The sequence below is a fragment of the Devosia sp. P2_G7 genome, assembly GCF_056403495.1.
Genome location: NZ_JBFUFI010000002.1, coordinates 410,821 through 422,718, shown reverse-complemented (window position 1 = coordinate 422,718; position 11,898 = coordinate 410,821). Strand labels below are relative to the sequence as shown.

General features: G+C 64.7%; 13 protein-coding genes. 5 read left to right on the top strand and 8 right to left on the bottom strand.

Annotation, left to right across the window (positions count from 1 at the left end):
- Window positions 1-112: 112 nt before the first annotated feature.
- Entirely contained in the window at window positions 113-997 is an 885-nt protein-coding gene (locus tag AC1DWU_RS05340) for a YihY/virulence factor BrkB family protein (RefSeq protein WP_477148927.1), read from the top strand.
- 5 nt (window positions 998-1,002) lie between these two features.
- Here AC1DWU_RS05340 and AC1DWU_RS05335 read toward each other — a convergent pair whose 3' ends face one another.
- Window positions 1,003-1,572 (bottom strand): HdeD family acid-resistance protein, encoded by a 570-nt coding sequence (locus tag AC1DWU_RS05335; RefSeq protein ID WP_477148926.1) that lies wholly within the window; start codon window positions 1,570-1,572, stop codon window positions 1,003-1,005.
- 16 nt (window positions 1,573-1,588) lie between these two features.
- On the bottom strand, window positions 1,589-2,167 hold the full coding sequence (locus AC1DWU_RS05330) for an HdeD family acid-resistance protein (RefSeq protein ID WP_477148925.1): 579 nt from the start codon (window positions 2,165-2,167) through the stop codon (window positions 1,589-1,591).
- 153 nt (window positions 2,168-2,320) lie between these two features.
- Between AC1DWU_RS05330 and AC1DWU_RS05325 the strand changes: the two genes are divergently transcribed.
- Window positions 2,321-3,490 (top strand): MFS transporter, encoded by a 1,170-nt coding sequence (locus AC1DWU_RS05325; RefSeq protein WP_477148924.1) that lies wholly within the window; start codon window positions 2,321-2,323, stop codon window positions 3,488-3,490.
- Here the strand turns inward: AC1DWU_RS05325 and AC1DWU_RS05320 are convergent.
- The gene (locus AC1DWU_RS05320) at window positions 3,487-3,939 is read right to left on the bottom strand and encodes a GatB/YqeY domain-containing protein (protein WP_477148923.1); all 453 of its coding nucleotides are present in this window, start codon (window positions 3,937-3,939) and stop codon (window positions 3,487-3,489) included. The genes AC1DWU_RS05325 and AC1DWU_RS05320 overlap by 4 nt on opposite strands.
- 3 nt (window positions 3,940-3,942) lie before the next feature.
- The gene (locus AC1DWU_RS05315) at window positions 3,943-4,314 is read right to left on the bottom strand and encodes a VOC family protein (protein WP_477148922.1); all 372 of its coding nucleotides are present in this window, start codon (window positions 4,312-4,314) and stop codon (window positions 3,943-3,945) included.
- Window positions 4,315-4,443: 129 nt separating this feature from the next.
- Between AC1DWU_RS05315 and carA the strand changes: the two genes are divergently transcribed.
- Window positions 4,444-5,649 carry a glutamine-hydrolyzing carbamoyl-phosphate synthase small subunit gene (gene carA / locus AC1DWU_RS05310; protein WP_477148921.1) on the top strand — a complete coding sequence of 402 codons (1,206 nt, stop codon included), beginning with the start codon at window positions 4,444-4,446 and terminating at the stop codon, window positions 5,647-5,649.
- 66 nt (window positions 5,650-5,715) lie between these two features.
- Here carA and AC1DWU_RS05305 read toward each other — a convergent pair whose 3' ends face one another.
- The 4 genes from AC1DWU_RS05305 to ypfJ form a co-directional block, all read right to left on the bottom strand.
- Entirely contained in the window at window positions 5,716-5,967 is a 252-nt protein-coding gene (locus tag AC1DWU_RS05305; protein WP_477148920.1) for an EF-hand domain-containing protein, read from the bottom strand.
- 227 nt (window positions 5,968-6,194) lie between these two features.
- Window positions 6,195-6,713 (bottom strand): cupin domain-containing protein, encoded by a 519-nt coding sequence (locus AC1DWU_RS05300; protein ID WP_477148919.1) that lies wholly within the window; start codon window positions 6,711-6,713, stop codon window positions 6,195-6,197.
- Window positions 6,710-7,510: a neutral zinc metallopeptidase gene (locus AC1DWU_RS05295; RefSeq protein WP_477148918.1), complete on the bottom strand. Its 801-nt coding sequence runs from the start codon at window positions 7,508-7,510 to the stop codon at window positions 6,710-6,712. Before AC1DWU_RS05295 ends, AC1DWU_RS05300 begins: the two co-directional genes overlap by 4 nt.
- 60 nt (window positions 7,511-7,570) lie before the next feature.
- Window positions 7,571-8,467, bottom strand: coding sequence for a KPN_02809 family neutral zinc metallopeptidase (ypfJ, locus tag AC1DWU_RS05290; RefSeq protein WP_477148917.1), 897 nt, complete (start codon window positions 8,465-8,467; stop codon window positions 7,571-7,573).
- Window positions 8,468-8,687: 220 nt separating this feature from the next.
- On the opposite strand from ypfJ, the gene AC1DWU_RS05285 reads away from it, so the two are divergent.
- Window positions 8,688-10,664: a bifunctional 2',3'-cyclic-nucleotide 2'-phosphodiesterase/3'-nucleotidase gene (locus AC1DWU_RS05285; RefSeq protein ID WP_477148916.1), complete on the top strand. Its 1,977-nt coding sequence runs from the start codon at window positions 8,688-8,690 to the stop codon at window positions 10,662-10,664.
- 115 nt (window positions 10,665-10,779) lie between these two features.
- Window positions 10,780-11,874 carry a cyclopropane fatty acyl phospholipid synthase gene (cfa, locus tag AC1DWU_RS05280; protein ID WP_477148915.1) on the top strand — a complete coding sequence of 365 codons (1,095 nt, stop codon included), beginning with the start codon at window positions 10,780-10,782 and terminating at the stop codon, window positions 11,872-11,874.
- Window positions 11,875-11,898: the final 24 nt, after the last annotated feature.

Below are 11,898 nucleotides of genomic sequence, written 5' to 3'. Positions count from 1 at the left end.
AAGTAAGCGCTGCTTCCCTCAATGTCAGCGGCAATGTCGTTTTGCACAGGCCCTCAAAGCAACCCGCGGCTTCGACGCTCGTTTCCTCGACAGTCACCTGCCGGACACGTACATGGACATCCCCGCTCCGAGCCGTTCCGATAGCCTCCTCCACCGCTGGATAGCGATCGCCGTCGCAACCTTCCATTCGTTCTTCCTCGAGCGAGACAATGCCCCGCGCTGTGCCGCGGTCGCCTTCTTTGGCTTCCTGTCGTTCTTCCCGGCGATTGCCACCGTCGCGCTCATTTACGGCATTGTCGCCAACCGCCAGATGGTGGCCGACACCATCGAGACCGTCGGCGATGTCGTCCCGCAGATGGCGCAGGGGATCATTGCAGAGCAACTGACGATGCTCGCGAGTCAGCCGCCGGTTACTCTCGGCCTCGGGCTTCTGATCACCGTGCCCTTCGCCTTGTGGAGCGGCTCACGCGGGGTCGATTCCCTGCTCTATGCCATGTCGCGCATCCGCAACGAGGAGCCCAGGCGCGGCTTCTTCAAGTCGCTGCTCTACGCCATCGGCCTCAGCATCGGCGGCGCCGTCTTCGTGGTCCTCGCCCTGCTGGCGGTCGCCGGCCTTCCTGCTCTGATCCCGTGGCCCTCAGGCGAGGAAGTAGTGGCCCTCGCACTGCGCTGGCCCGTCCTGCTCGTGCTCAGCGTGCTCGTCCTCGCGGCGCTCTACCGGTGGGGCCCCGACCGCCATCCACGCAAGTTCCGCCATATCTGGCCCGGCGCCATCCTTGCTTCGCTGCTGTGGCTGCTGGCGGGGGCCATCTTCTCGATCTACGTCGAAAACTGGGGCCACTACGAAGCCACCTTCGGCTCGGTCTCCGCCGCGGTCGTGCTGCTGCTCTGGCTTTACAACTCGGCCCAGATCCTCGTCCTCGGAGCTGCCTTCAACTCCGAGATCGAGCGCGCGGCGACCGAACGGGACACGGGAACGCCGTATCCCCCTCGCTGATCCCGTCAGGCGATCTTGGCGTCGATGCCCCGCAGTTGCCAGGCGATGTAGAGCTGGAACAGCCCGTAAAGGATCATCAGCACCCCGACGATACTGACCAGCACCAGCGCACTGGTAAGCGGCATCGCCAGGAGCAGCACGCCGAACAGCAGGTAGGCGCAGGCGCTCAGCACTTCCGGCCAGAACGTGCCTTGCCGCAGCAGCTCGCGCCCGGCGACCGTCACATAGAGAGCGAACGCTCCGACAAGGATGATCATGATCCCCACCATGATCACCAGGGTCGAGATGCCGATCGCCGAGGCGATCACCGGGAACGCCACGATCAGGATGCCGGCGAGGATCGCGAGGATGTGCCGCGCGATCGCCACGCCGAGGCGCGTGCTGGTGCGGCCGCCGAACAGCAGGCCCCAGATGCCGAGCACCCCGTCGATGATGACGATGACGCCGCCCACCCACACCAGCGTCGCGAGCGCCAGTTGCGGCGAGAACAATGCGAACAGTCCGCCCGCCAGCATCAGGACGCCGCGGACGCCTGCGAAAATGCTCGGCCAGGGTAAGGTGCTTTCGGCTGCCATTCTGTCCTCCTCGAGATCACACAGGGTTGCTGTTGGTCGCATTCGCCGATTTGTTCATCCGCCATGCCAGACCGAACAGGCCGAAGGCGAAGATGATGGCGAGGATGCCCGCCAGCGTCACGAATACCAGCGCGCTGAACACCGGCCAGAACAGCAGCGCGATGCCGAACAGCACGTACAGCGCTCCGGACAGTAGCACCGGCCAGATGCGCGCATATTGCTCGCGCTCGCGGATGATTACCCAAATCTCCATGACGCCGACGAAGATCGACTGGAAAGCGACGAGATAGACCAGGAACGTTGCCGTCAGCAGCGTCGCAAGGAACGGCGACAGCAGGATCAGCACACCAGTGATGATGGCCAGCACGTTGCGCACCACGTCGAACCAGAAGTTGCCGGTCTTGGCGCCTCCGAAGGTCAGGCTCCACAGCCCCAGCACCCCGTCGATGAGCAATAGTGCACCGCCGGCAATCACAAGTACCTGCAGGGCGGGCCCTGGGAAAAACACCGCATAGAGCCCCGCTAGCAACATCAGCAGGCCGCGTAGCCCGGTGATCCACGCCCATCTCTTCTTGGTGTCACTTGATACGGCCATCGGTCCGCCTCCAATGTTGTTGCCAAATTGGAGGTTAGCTGTTTTTGCGCCTTCGCCAAGTGCTCAGTCGGGCTTTGGCACCGGATGCTCATCCAAAGCTTGCGTCCGGTCACCCGGCGTGGTCTGAACCCAGCGGATATTTTGAGGATTGCCATGCCGATCGCCATCTACGCCTTGGCGCTGGCTGCGTTCGCAGTCGGCTCGGCCGAGTTCGTGATCTCGGGCATCTTGCCGCCGCTGGCCGAAGACCTGGCGGTGACGATCCCCGTCGCCGGCCTGCTAGTCAGCGCCTACGCCATCGGCGTCGCCATCGGTGGGCCGGTGATCACCGTCTTCACCTCGCGCTTCTCGCAGCGCAACGTGCTGATCTGCCTGATGATCGTCTTCTCGATCGCCCAGCTGCTCTGCGCCATGGCACCCGATTACGGGCTGCTGTTGGTGGCCCGGTTGCTCTCCGCCTGCGCCCATGGCGTGTTCTTCGGCGCCGGCAACGTGGTGGTCACCGCGCTGGTGCCGCCGGAGCGCCGGGGCGCGGCCTTCTCGCTGTTCATTAGCGGCATCACCGTCGCCAACCTGCTGGGGCTGCCCGGCGGCAGCGCCATCGGCCTGCATTTCGGCTGGCGCGTGCCGTTCCTCGCTGTCGCCGCGCTCGGCGCCATCGCGGCGATCGTGCTGTTCCTGAAGTTGCCCTATACGCGGCAAGCCGGGGAACGGCACGCGACGTTCCGCGAGCAGCTGCGCGAACTGCGCCACCAGGAGGTCTGGCTCTCCTACCTCACCATCGCGCTCGTGATGATCGGGGCTCTTGCCTTCGGCACCTTCCAGGTGCCGATCATGCTCAACATCACCGGCCTCCACCCCGACATCGTCCCGATCTACCTGCTGATCGGCGGCCTCGGCTCGGTGCTGGGCATCTTTCTGGGCGGTCGCGGCACCGACTGGAAGCCGATGCCGACGCTACTCACTGTGCTGCTGCTGCAGGCGCTGCTCTACTTCACCATGCTGTTCGCCATGCACGACAAGGTGTGGATGACGGTAAACCTGCTCGCCACCTCGATCCTCGGCTTCGCCTTCTCGACGCCCCTGCAGGCCCGTGTCCTCGCCGCCGCGCACTCGGCGCCCAACCTCGCCTCGTCGCTGATCTCCACCGCCTTCAACATCGGCATCGCCGGCGGCGCCTTTATCGGCGCCATGCTGCTCAGCGCCGGTGTCAGCTATGCCGACATCCCGGCTGTCGGCGTCGTCACCAGCCTGCTGGCAGCGGGCACCGCCGGCCTCTCCTGGTGGCTGGAGCGGCGGCGCAGCGTTGAGGTTGCCGCCTAGCTGGCCAGCGCCGTCTTGATCTTGGCCGAAGCCTTGCCGAAGTCGATCCGGCCCGGGTAGTCGGCTTTCAGCGAGGCGATCACCTTGCCCATGTCCTTGCCGCCCTCGGCGCCGGTCTTCTTGATCGCGTCGATGATCGCAGCCTCGATCTCGGCCTCGCTCAACCCCTGCGGCAGGAACTCGTTGAGGATCGCGATCTCCTCGCGCTCCACCACGGCTAGGTCGTCGCGCCCGGCCTTCTCGTAGATGCCGAGCGATTCCTCGCGCTGCTTCACCATCTTCTGCAGCAGCACGATGACTTCCGGCTCGCCGAGCGGACCCTTGCCCTGCCCACGCGCCTCGATGTCCTTGTCCTTTATCGCGGCATTGACCGCGCGCAGCGTCGCCGTACGCCGCTTGTCGCCGGCCTTGAGCGCCGTCTTGTAGCCTTCGCTGATTGCATCACGCATTTGCTAGCTCCTTGGTGCAGGCGGCACGTCGGCCACCATCAACAGATTTCCGTCGGGGTCCTTGAAGGTGAAGAACACCCCGTCCGTCACCGGACCGACCTCAGGCGCGCCAGACGCCACCGCTTCGGCATGTGCGGCATGTATGTCGCTGGTATTGAAATGGAAGGCCGGCTTCTTGTCATGCGGACCGGCAAAGCCCTTGCTGTCGAGCACCAGGCCGCTGCCGGCCTGCATCGGTACGACGTGAAGGTGCCCGAACAGAATCTCACCGCCCGGTGCAAGCCCGAGCAGCTCGCGATACCAGTCCCGCGCTGCTTCGATATCGCGCACGGGCACGAAAACCGTCCCGATCTCGCGGCCAATCGCGCTCGCCATCGTCGCTTGTTCCCCCGATTTGCCGGTCCCATATAGCGCAATAATCCCCGTGCGCCACTTGCGCTTGGGCCGGGCCCCTTCTAAGGAGAGCCCTCAACCGACACCGACCCGAACCCTTGGAGCCCCGCCATGACCGGCTGGCAGCAAAAACCTGCGACCGCCCTCCTGCTGCTCGAGGACGGAACGCGACTCGAAGGTCACGGCATCGGCGCCATCGGGCATGCCGCCGGCGAGGTCTGCTTCAACACCGCGATGACCGGCTACCAGGAGATCCTCACCGATCCCTCCTATGCCGGGCAGATCATCACCTTCACCTTCCCGCACATCGGCAATGTCGGCACCAACGACGAGGATATCGAGACGGTCAACATGGCCGCGCTCTCGGGCATCCGGGGCTGCGTGCTGCGCGCCGACATCACCAATCCGTCGAACTACCGGGCCGTCGAGAAGCTCGATGCCTGGCTGAAGAAGCGCAACATCATTGGCATCGCTGGCGTCGACACCCGGGCGCTGACCGCCCGCATCCGTGAGAACGGCATGCCGAACGGCGTGATCGCCCACGCCCCCGACGGCTACTTCCACGAGCCCTCGATGCAGGCTGAGCTCAAGAACTTCCCCGGCCTCGAAGGCCTCGACCTCGCTCGCGAGGTCACCACGGCGCAGACCTACCACTGGGACCAGACCTCCTGGACCCGGACGGAGGGCTACGGTCGGCTGGACAATCCCGAGTTCCACGTCGTCGCCATCGACTACGGTGCGAAGCGCAACATCCTGCGCCAGCTCGCCGACCAGGGCGCACGGGTAACCGTCGTGCCGGCCACCGCCACCGCCAAGGATGTGATGTCGCACAACCCCGACGCGATCTTCCTCTCGAATGGCCCGGGCGATCCGGCGGCGACCGGCAAGTACGCTGTGCCGACGATCAAGACGCTGATGGAAACCGGCAAGCCGATGTTCGGCATCTGCCTCGGCCACCAGCTGCTCGGCCTCGCGGTCGGCGGCAAGACCCAGAAGATGCATCAGGGCCACCACGGCGCCAATCATCCGGTCAAGGACCTCACCACCGGCAAGGTCGAGATCACCTCGATGAACCACGGCTTCGCGGTGGACACAGAGAGCCTCCCCGGCAACGTCAAGCAGACCCACATCTCACTGTTTGATGGCTCCAATGCCGGGCTCGAGGTCGAGGGCAAGCCGATCTTCTCGGTGCAGTACCATCCCGAAGCCAGCCCCGGCCCGCACGACAGCCACTACCTGTTCACCCGGTTCCTGAACCTGGTGCGCGCCCAGAAGGGCATGGCGCTGGAGGCCGAGCAGGTGAAGGCCGGCGAGTAAGTCTCGCCCAAAGAAAAGGGGCCGCCGGTGGCCAGGCGACCCCTCTCAGCCATGGCTGGCCGAAAGTTACTGCGCGGCGGGAGCCGGCAGCGTAGCCGCATAAGCGTCAAACTCAGCCTGGTCGAGCGAACCATCCTTGTTCGCATCGGCGGCGTCGAACGCCTCCTGGGTCAGATCGGGCCAGGCAACCTGTGCCTCGGCAATGCTCACCCCACCGCTGGTGTCCGCGTCGACGGACGTAAAGGTGACTGCCGCGGCCTGGGCGAAAGCCGCCGAGGAAAGGCCGATGGCTGCGATGGTGATCAGGAGCTTCTTCATGGAGTTTTGTCCTTCCATGTGAGGTTTAAAGCGGCACCGGTGGCCCGGGTCCGGCCAACAGCCTCAACGCTGTCGGCGAGGACAAAGACTAAGCCCGAATGTGATCGCAAACCGGCCGGATCACGGCTTGCTGGCGATCATTTGCTGGTCATTTCTAGGGCAGTTTGGAACAACCACGGAACGTGGAACCGATTGTCCCGCAGCGGCGTTACCCGGTGTTTTGCCAGCTACATCCAGTGCGTTATCAGAGGTCCGGCGACACCAGCGACGGGGTCGGAAGCCGGCTTCGGCACCCGCAGGATGTTCTGATCCGCCTTCGGCCGATCGCCCGATTCGCCCCTGAGCAGATCCCAGTCCTGCCCCGGCGGATAGCAACCGACCACCAGGAAATCGCTGCTCGAGTCGAGCCGCCGGTGCGCCACTCCCGCCGGGATCACGATCACATCGCCCGGCTCGGCATCGAACTCGCGTCCCTCCGGCCCGCCGAGCAACAGCCGGGCCGAACCGCGCGCAACCCCGAGCGTCTCGTGCGCCGTCGAGTGGTAGTGGTGGTAGGTGAACACCGGGGCCCGCCAGGCCGGCGGCCAGCCATTGGCGGCGAAAAGCGCCTCCATGGCCTCGGGATCGGCGTCGCCGCGCGGCAGGGCCTCTTCGTAGAACAACAGCGGCAGGCGGCTGTTGGGGTACGTGCCATCATCGAAGAACCGCTCTACTCGCAATCCGTCGAGACGTCCGCGCATGGTCATGCCTGCCCTTCCTTGATGATCTTCTCGAGCTTGCAGCTACCTGGCGCCGGGATGGCGTAGCCCCGGTCGTACCAGGTCGCCCGCGCCTCTTTGCTGGCCGTGGCCAGCACCTCCGGCACCACCATGCCCAACGGCAGATTGATGATCGCGCGGTGGCGGTTTTCCTCGACGGCGTCGACAGCGGCCATCACCGCCGCGTTCCTGTCGAGCTCATCGATCCCCGCGGTGATCGTCCACATCGCTGCGTAGCAAGCGGCCTGCAGGTCGATGTGACGCTCCAACGCCGCGGCCGCCTCGGCATCCTTCTGCGTCTGCAGCGTTACCAGGTCGGTGAACAACCCAAGTGCCCACTGCACGTGATGCCCGTAAGCCTCGGCGATGAGGTAGGCCATGGCGTAGTCGGCCCCCAGCGGGAACTTCGCGCGCAGCCGCTCGTACGCGCTGGTGTCGACATAGACCACGCGGTTCGCCGGGCAATACAGCACGGTCAGATCTTTGCCCGCCATGCCGCAGCCGAACGAACTCGAACTCTCGACCACGCTGAGCGCGATCCGCGGATAGCGGATGGCCGTCTGATGAAAGAACCGCCTCCACATCAGCTCCGCCTCGCCGGCGACCACCGGCGGATAGGCGGCTATCTGCTCGAGCGTCGCCGAGCTGGCCGGCACCCCAGTGATCGAAGTCGGCGGCGGCGGTGGTGAAACCTTGCCGGTGATCAGCGTGATCGGGTTGATTCCCGCCAGCATGGCGATCACCACACCCAACGCCAGCGCGCCCGACCAGCCCAACCGCTTCACATGCGGCATCATACTGGCGGGTATCACACCCATCGGCCGTTCCCCCGCGTTAGCGCAGCATCATAGCTTGCATTGGCTGACATCGCCGGTATCCATGCCCTTCTTCAGCGAGGCCATGCGCTGCGCCGAAGTGCCATGCGTGAAGTTGCGCTCCGACACCTGGCCGCGGGTCAGCGTGTCGTCACCGATGGCGTTGGCGGCGTTGATCGCCTCCTCGACATCGCCCTGCTCCAGGTAGTTTTGCCGGTTTGCGTAGTTCGCCCAAACGCCGGCATAGCAGTCGGCCTGCAGCTCGACCCGCACCGAATAGGCGTTCTGCTCTTCCTGGCTCATCGCACCGCGCCGCTGGTTGAACTCGGGCAGTACGCCCGTCTGGTCCTGCACCGCGTGCCCGATTTCATGGGCGATCACGTAGGCCTGGGCGAAATCGCCCGGCGCGCCGAACTGCCGGCGCAGCTGATCGTAGAACGCCAGGTCGATATAGACCTTCTTGTCGTTCGGACAGTAGAACGGCCCCGATGCCGACTGCGCCACGCCGCATGCCGATTGCGTCGCGTCGCTGAACAGCACCACCTTGGGTGGCTGATAGGTCATGTTGTTCTGCTGGAACACCTCGCCCCAGAGGTTCTCGGTGTCCTTGACCACCACGCCGACGAAATCGGCCAGCTCGTCCTGCCCGGCGGTCGACGCCGGCGGTGACCATTGGCTCGATGACGTCGTCGTACCGCCGCCACCGCCCGTCAGGATGTCGATCGGGTTCTGCCCCGTGGCGAACCAGATGATGCCCAGCACGACAATGATACCGATGAGCCCCAGCCCGCCGCCACCAGCTCGCCCCATCGGGATGCGGGAGCCGCCGAGCGGCCCGAAACCGCCGCCCGATCCGCCGAGACCGCCGCCGCCCTGGCCGCGCCGGTCCTCGATGTTCGAACTGCGCTCACGTCCTTGCCACTTCATCCGTTTTCTCCCTGGGACCGGCTCACAATAGTACTGCCAATCACGGCGCGACAGCAAATTTGACCAGATGGTCCAGAAAGGCCACTGTCACAATCGCCGCCGTCATTGCAGCGTCACGTAGCGGCGGCATCTGAGGCCATCATCGCCAAGCGGGATAACCGGCCAGCAGAGCCGACGTTCCGCCGGGTCACGCATTCTTCAAATGTTGTGGGAGACGTCCATGAACTACAATTACTCGATTTCCCGTCGCGCCTTCCTCGCCGGCTCGGCGACGCTCGGCGCCGCCGTGGTGCTGCACCCCTTCGCGGTGCAGGCAGCCGCCGGCCAGGCCCATCTTCGCCTTATGGAAACCACCGACCTGCATGTCGCTGTGTTCCCCTACGATTATTACGCCGACGCGCCGAACGACACGCTGGGCCTCGCCCGCACTGCCGCGATCATCGATTCGATCCGCGCCGAAGCCGGCAACTCGATCCTCATCGACAATGGCGACGTCATCCAGGGCAACCCGATGGGCGATTACATCGCCTATGAGAAGGGCCTGACCAACGAGCCGCATCCGATCATCGCGGCCATGAACACCCTCGGCTACGAAGTCGGCACGCTCGGCAACCACGAGTTCAACTATGGCCTCGAGTTCCTCGACGCCGCCATCGCCGCCGCCAATTTCCCGATCGTCTCGGCCAATCTGGCGAAGGGTGAACTGGGCGCCGATCCGCTGTCGGACACGACCTATGTCGCGCCCTACAAGATCGTCGAAAAGGAACTGACCGACGGCGCCGGCGCCAAGCAGGCCATCAAGATCGGCTTCATCGGCTTCCTGCCGCCGCAGATCATGACCTGGGACAACACCCACCTCGCCGGTAAGGTCGATACCCGCGACATCGTCGAGACCGCCAAGGCCTACATCCCCAAGATGCGCGCCGAGGGCGCCGATCTCGTCGTCGCGCTGGCCCACACCGGCATCGCCGCGGACACCGGCCAGCCCAAGGCCGAGAACGCTGCATTGCAGCTTGCGGCCGTTGAAGGCCTCGACGTCATCGTCACCGGCCACCAGCATCTGGTGTTTCCGAACTCCAAGGACTTCGAGGGCCTCGAAGGCGCCGACCTGACCGCCGGCACTCTCGCCGGCAAGCCCGCCGTTATGGCCGGTTTCTGGGGCTCGCACATGGGCCTCATCGACCTGCTGCTGGAGAAGGCCGCCGACGGCAAGTGGAGCGTCGTCTCCCACACTGCCGAAGCCCGTCCGATCTTCGAGCGCGTCGAAGGCAAACCGAAGGCGCTGGTCGAGAGCGTCGCGTCCATTCTCGCTGCCGCTCAGGATGACCACGACGAGACGCTCGCCTACATCCGCCGCCCGGTCGGCGAGACCGCTGCACCGCTCCACTCCTACTTCGCTCTCGTCGCCGACGATCCGTCCGTCCAGATCGTCAACATTGCCCAGAAGTGGTACTTGGAGCAGATGATGAAGGGCACCGAGAACGAGGCCCTGCCGATCCTCTCCGCCGCCGCACCGTTCAAGGCTGGTGGCCGCGGCGGCCCGGACTACTACACGGACGTGCCGGTGGGTCCGGTGGCGATCAAGAACGTCGCCGATCTCTACCTCTACCCCAACACCATCCAGGCAGTGGTGATCACCGGCCAGGACGTGCAGAACTGGCTCGACCGCTCGGCCGGCATCTTCAACCAGGTCGCTGCCGGCGGCGGCGACCAGCCGCTGATCAACCTCGATTTCCCGGCCTACAACTTCGACGTGATCGACGGCGTCACCTACAAGATCGACGTCACCAAGCCCTCGAAATACGGTCCCAAGGGCGAGGACCTCGGCAATACCGAGAGCCGTATCGTCGACCTGCAGTTCGACGGCAAGCCGATCGATCCGGCGCAGAAGTTCGTCGTCGCCACCAATAACTACCGCGCCGGCGGCGGCGGCACCTTCCCGGGCATCGGGCCCGACAAGATCGTTTTCAAGGGTCCCGACACCAACCGCGACATCATCGTGCGCTACATCATCGAGCAGAAGACCATCGAGCCCAAGGCCGACAGCAACTGGGCCCTCGCCCCGATCGGCGGCACCGTGCTGTTCGAAACCGGGCCAAAGGCAGCCGAACACCTCGCCGACGTCACCGCGGTGAAGATCGAGGCGACGGGCAAGACCAGCGATGCCGGCTTCGGCATCTACCGCATCACGCTCTGATCGACCCAAGGGCGGCAGCTAGGCTGCCGCCCTTGACTCGCCCGTCCGACGGGCATTGGCTTCCCGCGTTTTGTCTATTTGAACGAGCAGGGATTCGATGGGAGCCACCCCACAAATGGAAGTCCTCCTCAAGGAGGCAGATATCACCCTGAACGGGCCCAATCCGTGGGACCCTCAGATCCACTCAGACGAATTCTGGAGACGACTTTACGGCCAGGGCACCCTCGGCCTCGGCGAGGCCTACATGGACGGCATCTGGGACGTCGCCGACATGGCGGAGTTCTTCAACCGCGTGCTCCGCTCGCGAGTCCCCGACGGCGTGCGCGTCACCACCAACCTCGTCTGGCAGGTGGTGCAGGCGCGCATCATGAACATGCAGAACGTCGCGCGCTCGAAGCGCGTTGCCGCGATGCACTACAGCGAAACCGAGGCGTACAAAGCCTCGCTCGACAAGCGCATGACCGGCTCCTGCGGTTACTGGCCGGAAGGCGTCACCAATGTGGATCAGGCGCAGGAAGCCAAGCTCGACATGGTCTGCCGCAAGATTGGCTTGCAACCGGGCCAGACCGTCTGGGACATCGGCTGCGGCTGGGGCGCCTTCATGGGCTTTGCCGCCGAGAAATACGGCGCCAACTGCGTCGGCGTCACCGTTTCCCCCGATCAAGCCGCCTATGGCCGCGAGCGCTACAAGCACCTCCCCGTCGAGTTCCAGGTCAAGGATTACCGGCTGTTCGAGGGCAAGACCGACCATGTCGTCTCGATGGGCATGTTCGAGCATGTCGGGCACAAGAACTACCGGACCTACTTCGAGAAGGCGCACAGCGTCATCAAGGACGATGGCCTGTTCATGATGCACACTATCGGCTCGCAATGGTCGACCGAAACCATCGAGGCGTGGCTCGAGAAGTACATCTTCCCCGGCGGCGTCATCCCCTCGATGGCCCAAATCGGCAAGGCCATTGACGGGCTGTTCAGCGTCATCGATCTCCACAATATCGGCCCGCACTACGACAAGACGCTGGTCGCCTGGTACGAGAACTTCGACCGCAACTGGAAGAAGGACCGTAACCCCGAGGAGGAACGCTTCTACCGCTTGTGGAAGTACTACCTGCTCTGCTGCGCCGGCGGCTTCCGCGCCAAGGTGCTGCAGGTCTGGCAGTTCGTATTGTCGACGCGCGGTGTTCCGGACGGCTATGTGACGCAGCGCTGACACACTGTCATTGACGTGACTTAC

Bases quoted from the DNA above. Each gene is read 5' to 3' on its own strand.
- AC1DWU_RS05340 (WP_477148927.1), top strand. From the start codon at position 113: ATGGACATCCCCGCTCCGAGCCGTTCCGATAGCCTCCTCCACCGCTGG.
- AC1DWU_RS05335 (WP_477148926.1), bottom strand. From the start codon at position 1,572: ATGGCAGCCGAAAGCACCTTACCCTGGCCGAGCATTTTCGCAGGCGTC.
- AC1DWU_RS05330 (WP_477148925.1), bottom strand. From the start codon at position 2,167: ATGGCCGTATCAAGTGACACCAAGAAGAGATGGGCGTGGATCACCGGG.
- AC1DWU_RS05325 (WP_477148924.1), top strand. From the start codon at position 2,321: ATGCCGATCGCCATCTACGCCTTGGCGCTGGCTGCGTTCGCAGTCGGC.
- AC1DWU_RS05320 (WP_477148923.1), bottom strand. From the start codon at position 3,939: ATGCGTGATGCAATCAGCGAAGGCTACAAGACGGCGCTCAAGGCCGGC.
- AC1DWU_RS05315 (WP_477148922.1), bottom strand. From the start codon at position 4,314: ATGGCGAGCGCGATTGGCCGCGAGATCGGGACGGTTTTCGTGCCCGTG.
- carA (WP_477148921.1), top strand. From the start codon at position 4,444: ATGACCGGCTGGCAGCAAAAACCTGCGACCGCCCTCCTGCTGCTCGAG.
- AC1DWU_RS05305 (WP_477148920.1), bottom strand. From the start codon at position 5,967: ATGAAGAAGCTCCTGATCACCATCGCAGCCATCGGCCTTTCCTCGGCG.
- AC1DWU_RS05300 (WP_477148919.1), bottom strand. From the start codon at position 6,713: ATGACCATGCGCGGACGTCTCGACGGATTGCGAGTAGAGCGGTTCTTC.
- ypfJ (WP_477148917.1), bottom strand. From the start codon at position 8,467: ATGAAGTGGCAAGGACGTGAGCGCAGTTCGAACATCGAGGACCGGCGC.
- AC1DWU_RS05285 (WP_477148916.1), top strand. From the start codon at position 8,688: ATGAACTACAATTACTCGATTTCCCGTCGCGCCTTCCTCGCCGGCTCG.
- cfa (WP_477148915.1), top strand. From the start codon at position 10,780: ATGGAAGTCCTCCTCAAGGAGGCAGATATCACCCTGAACGGGCCCAAT.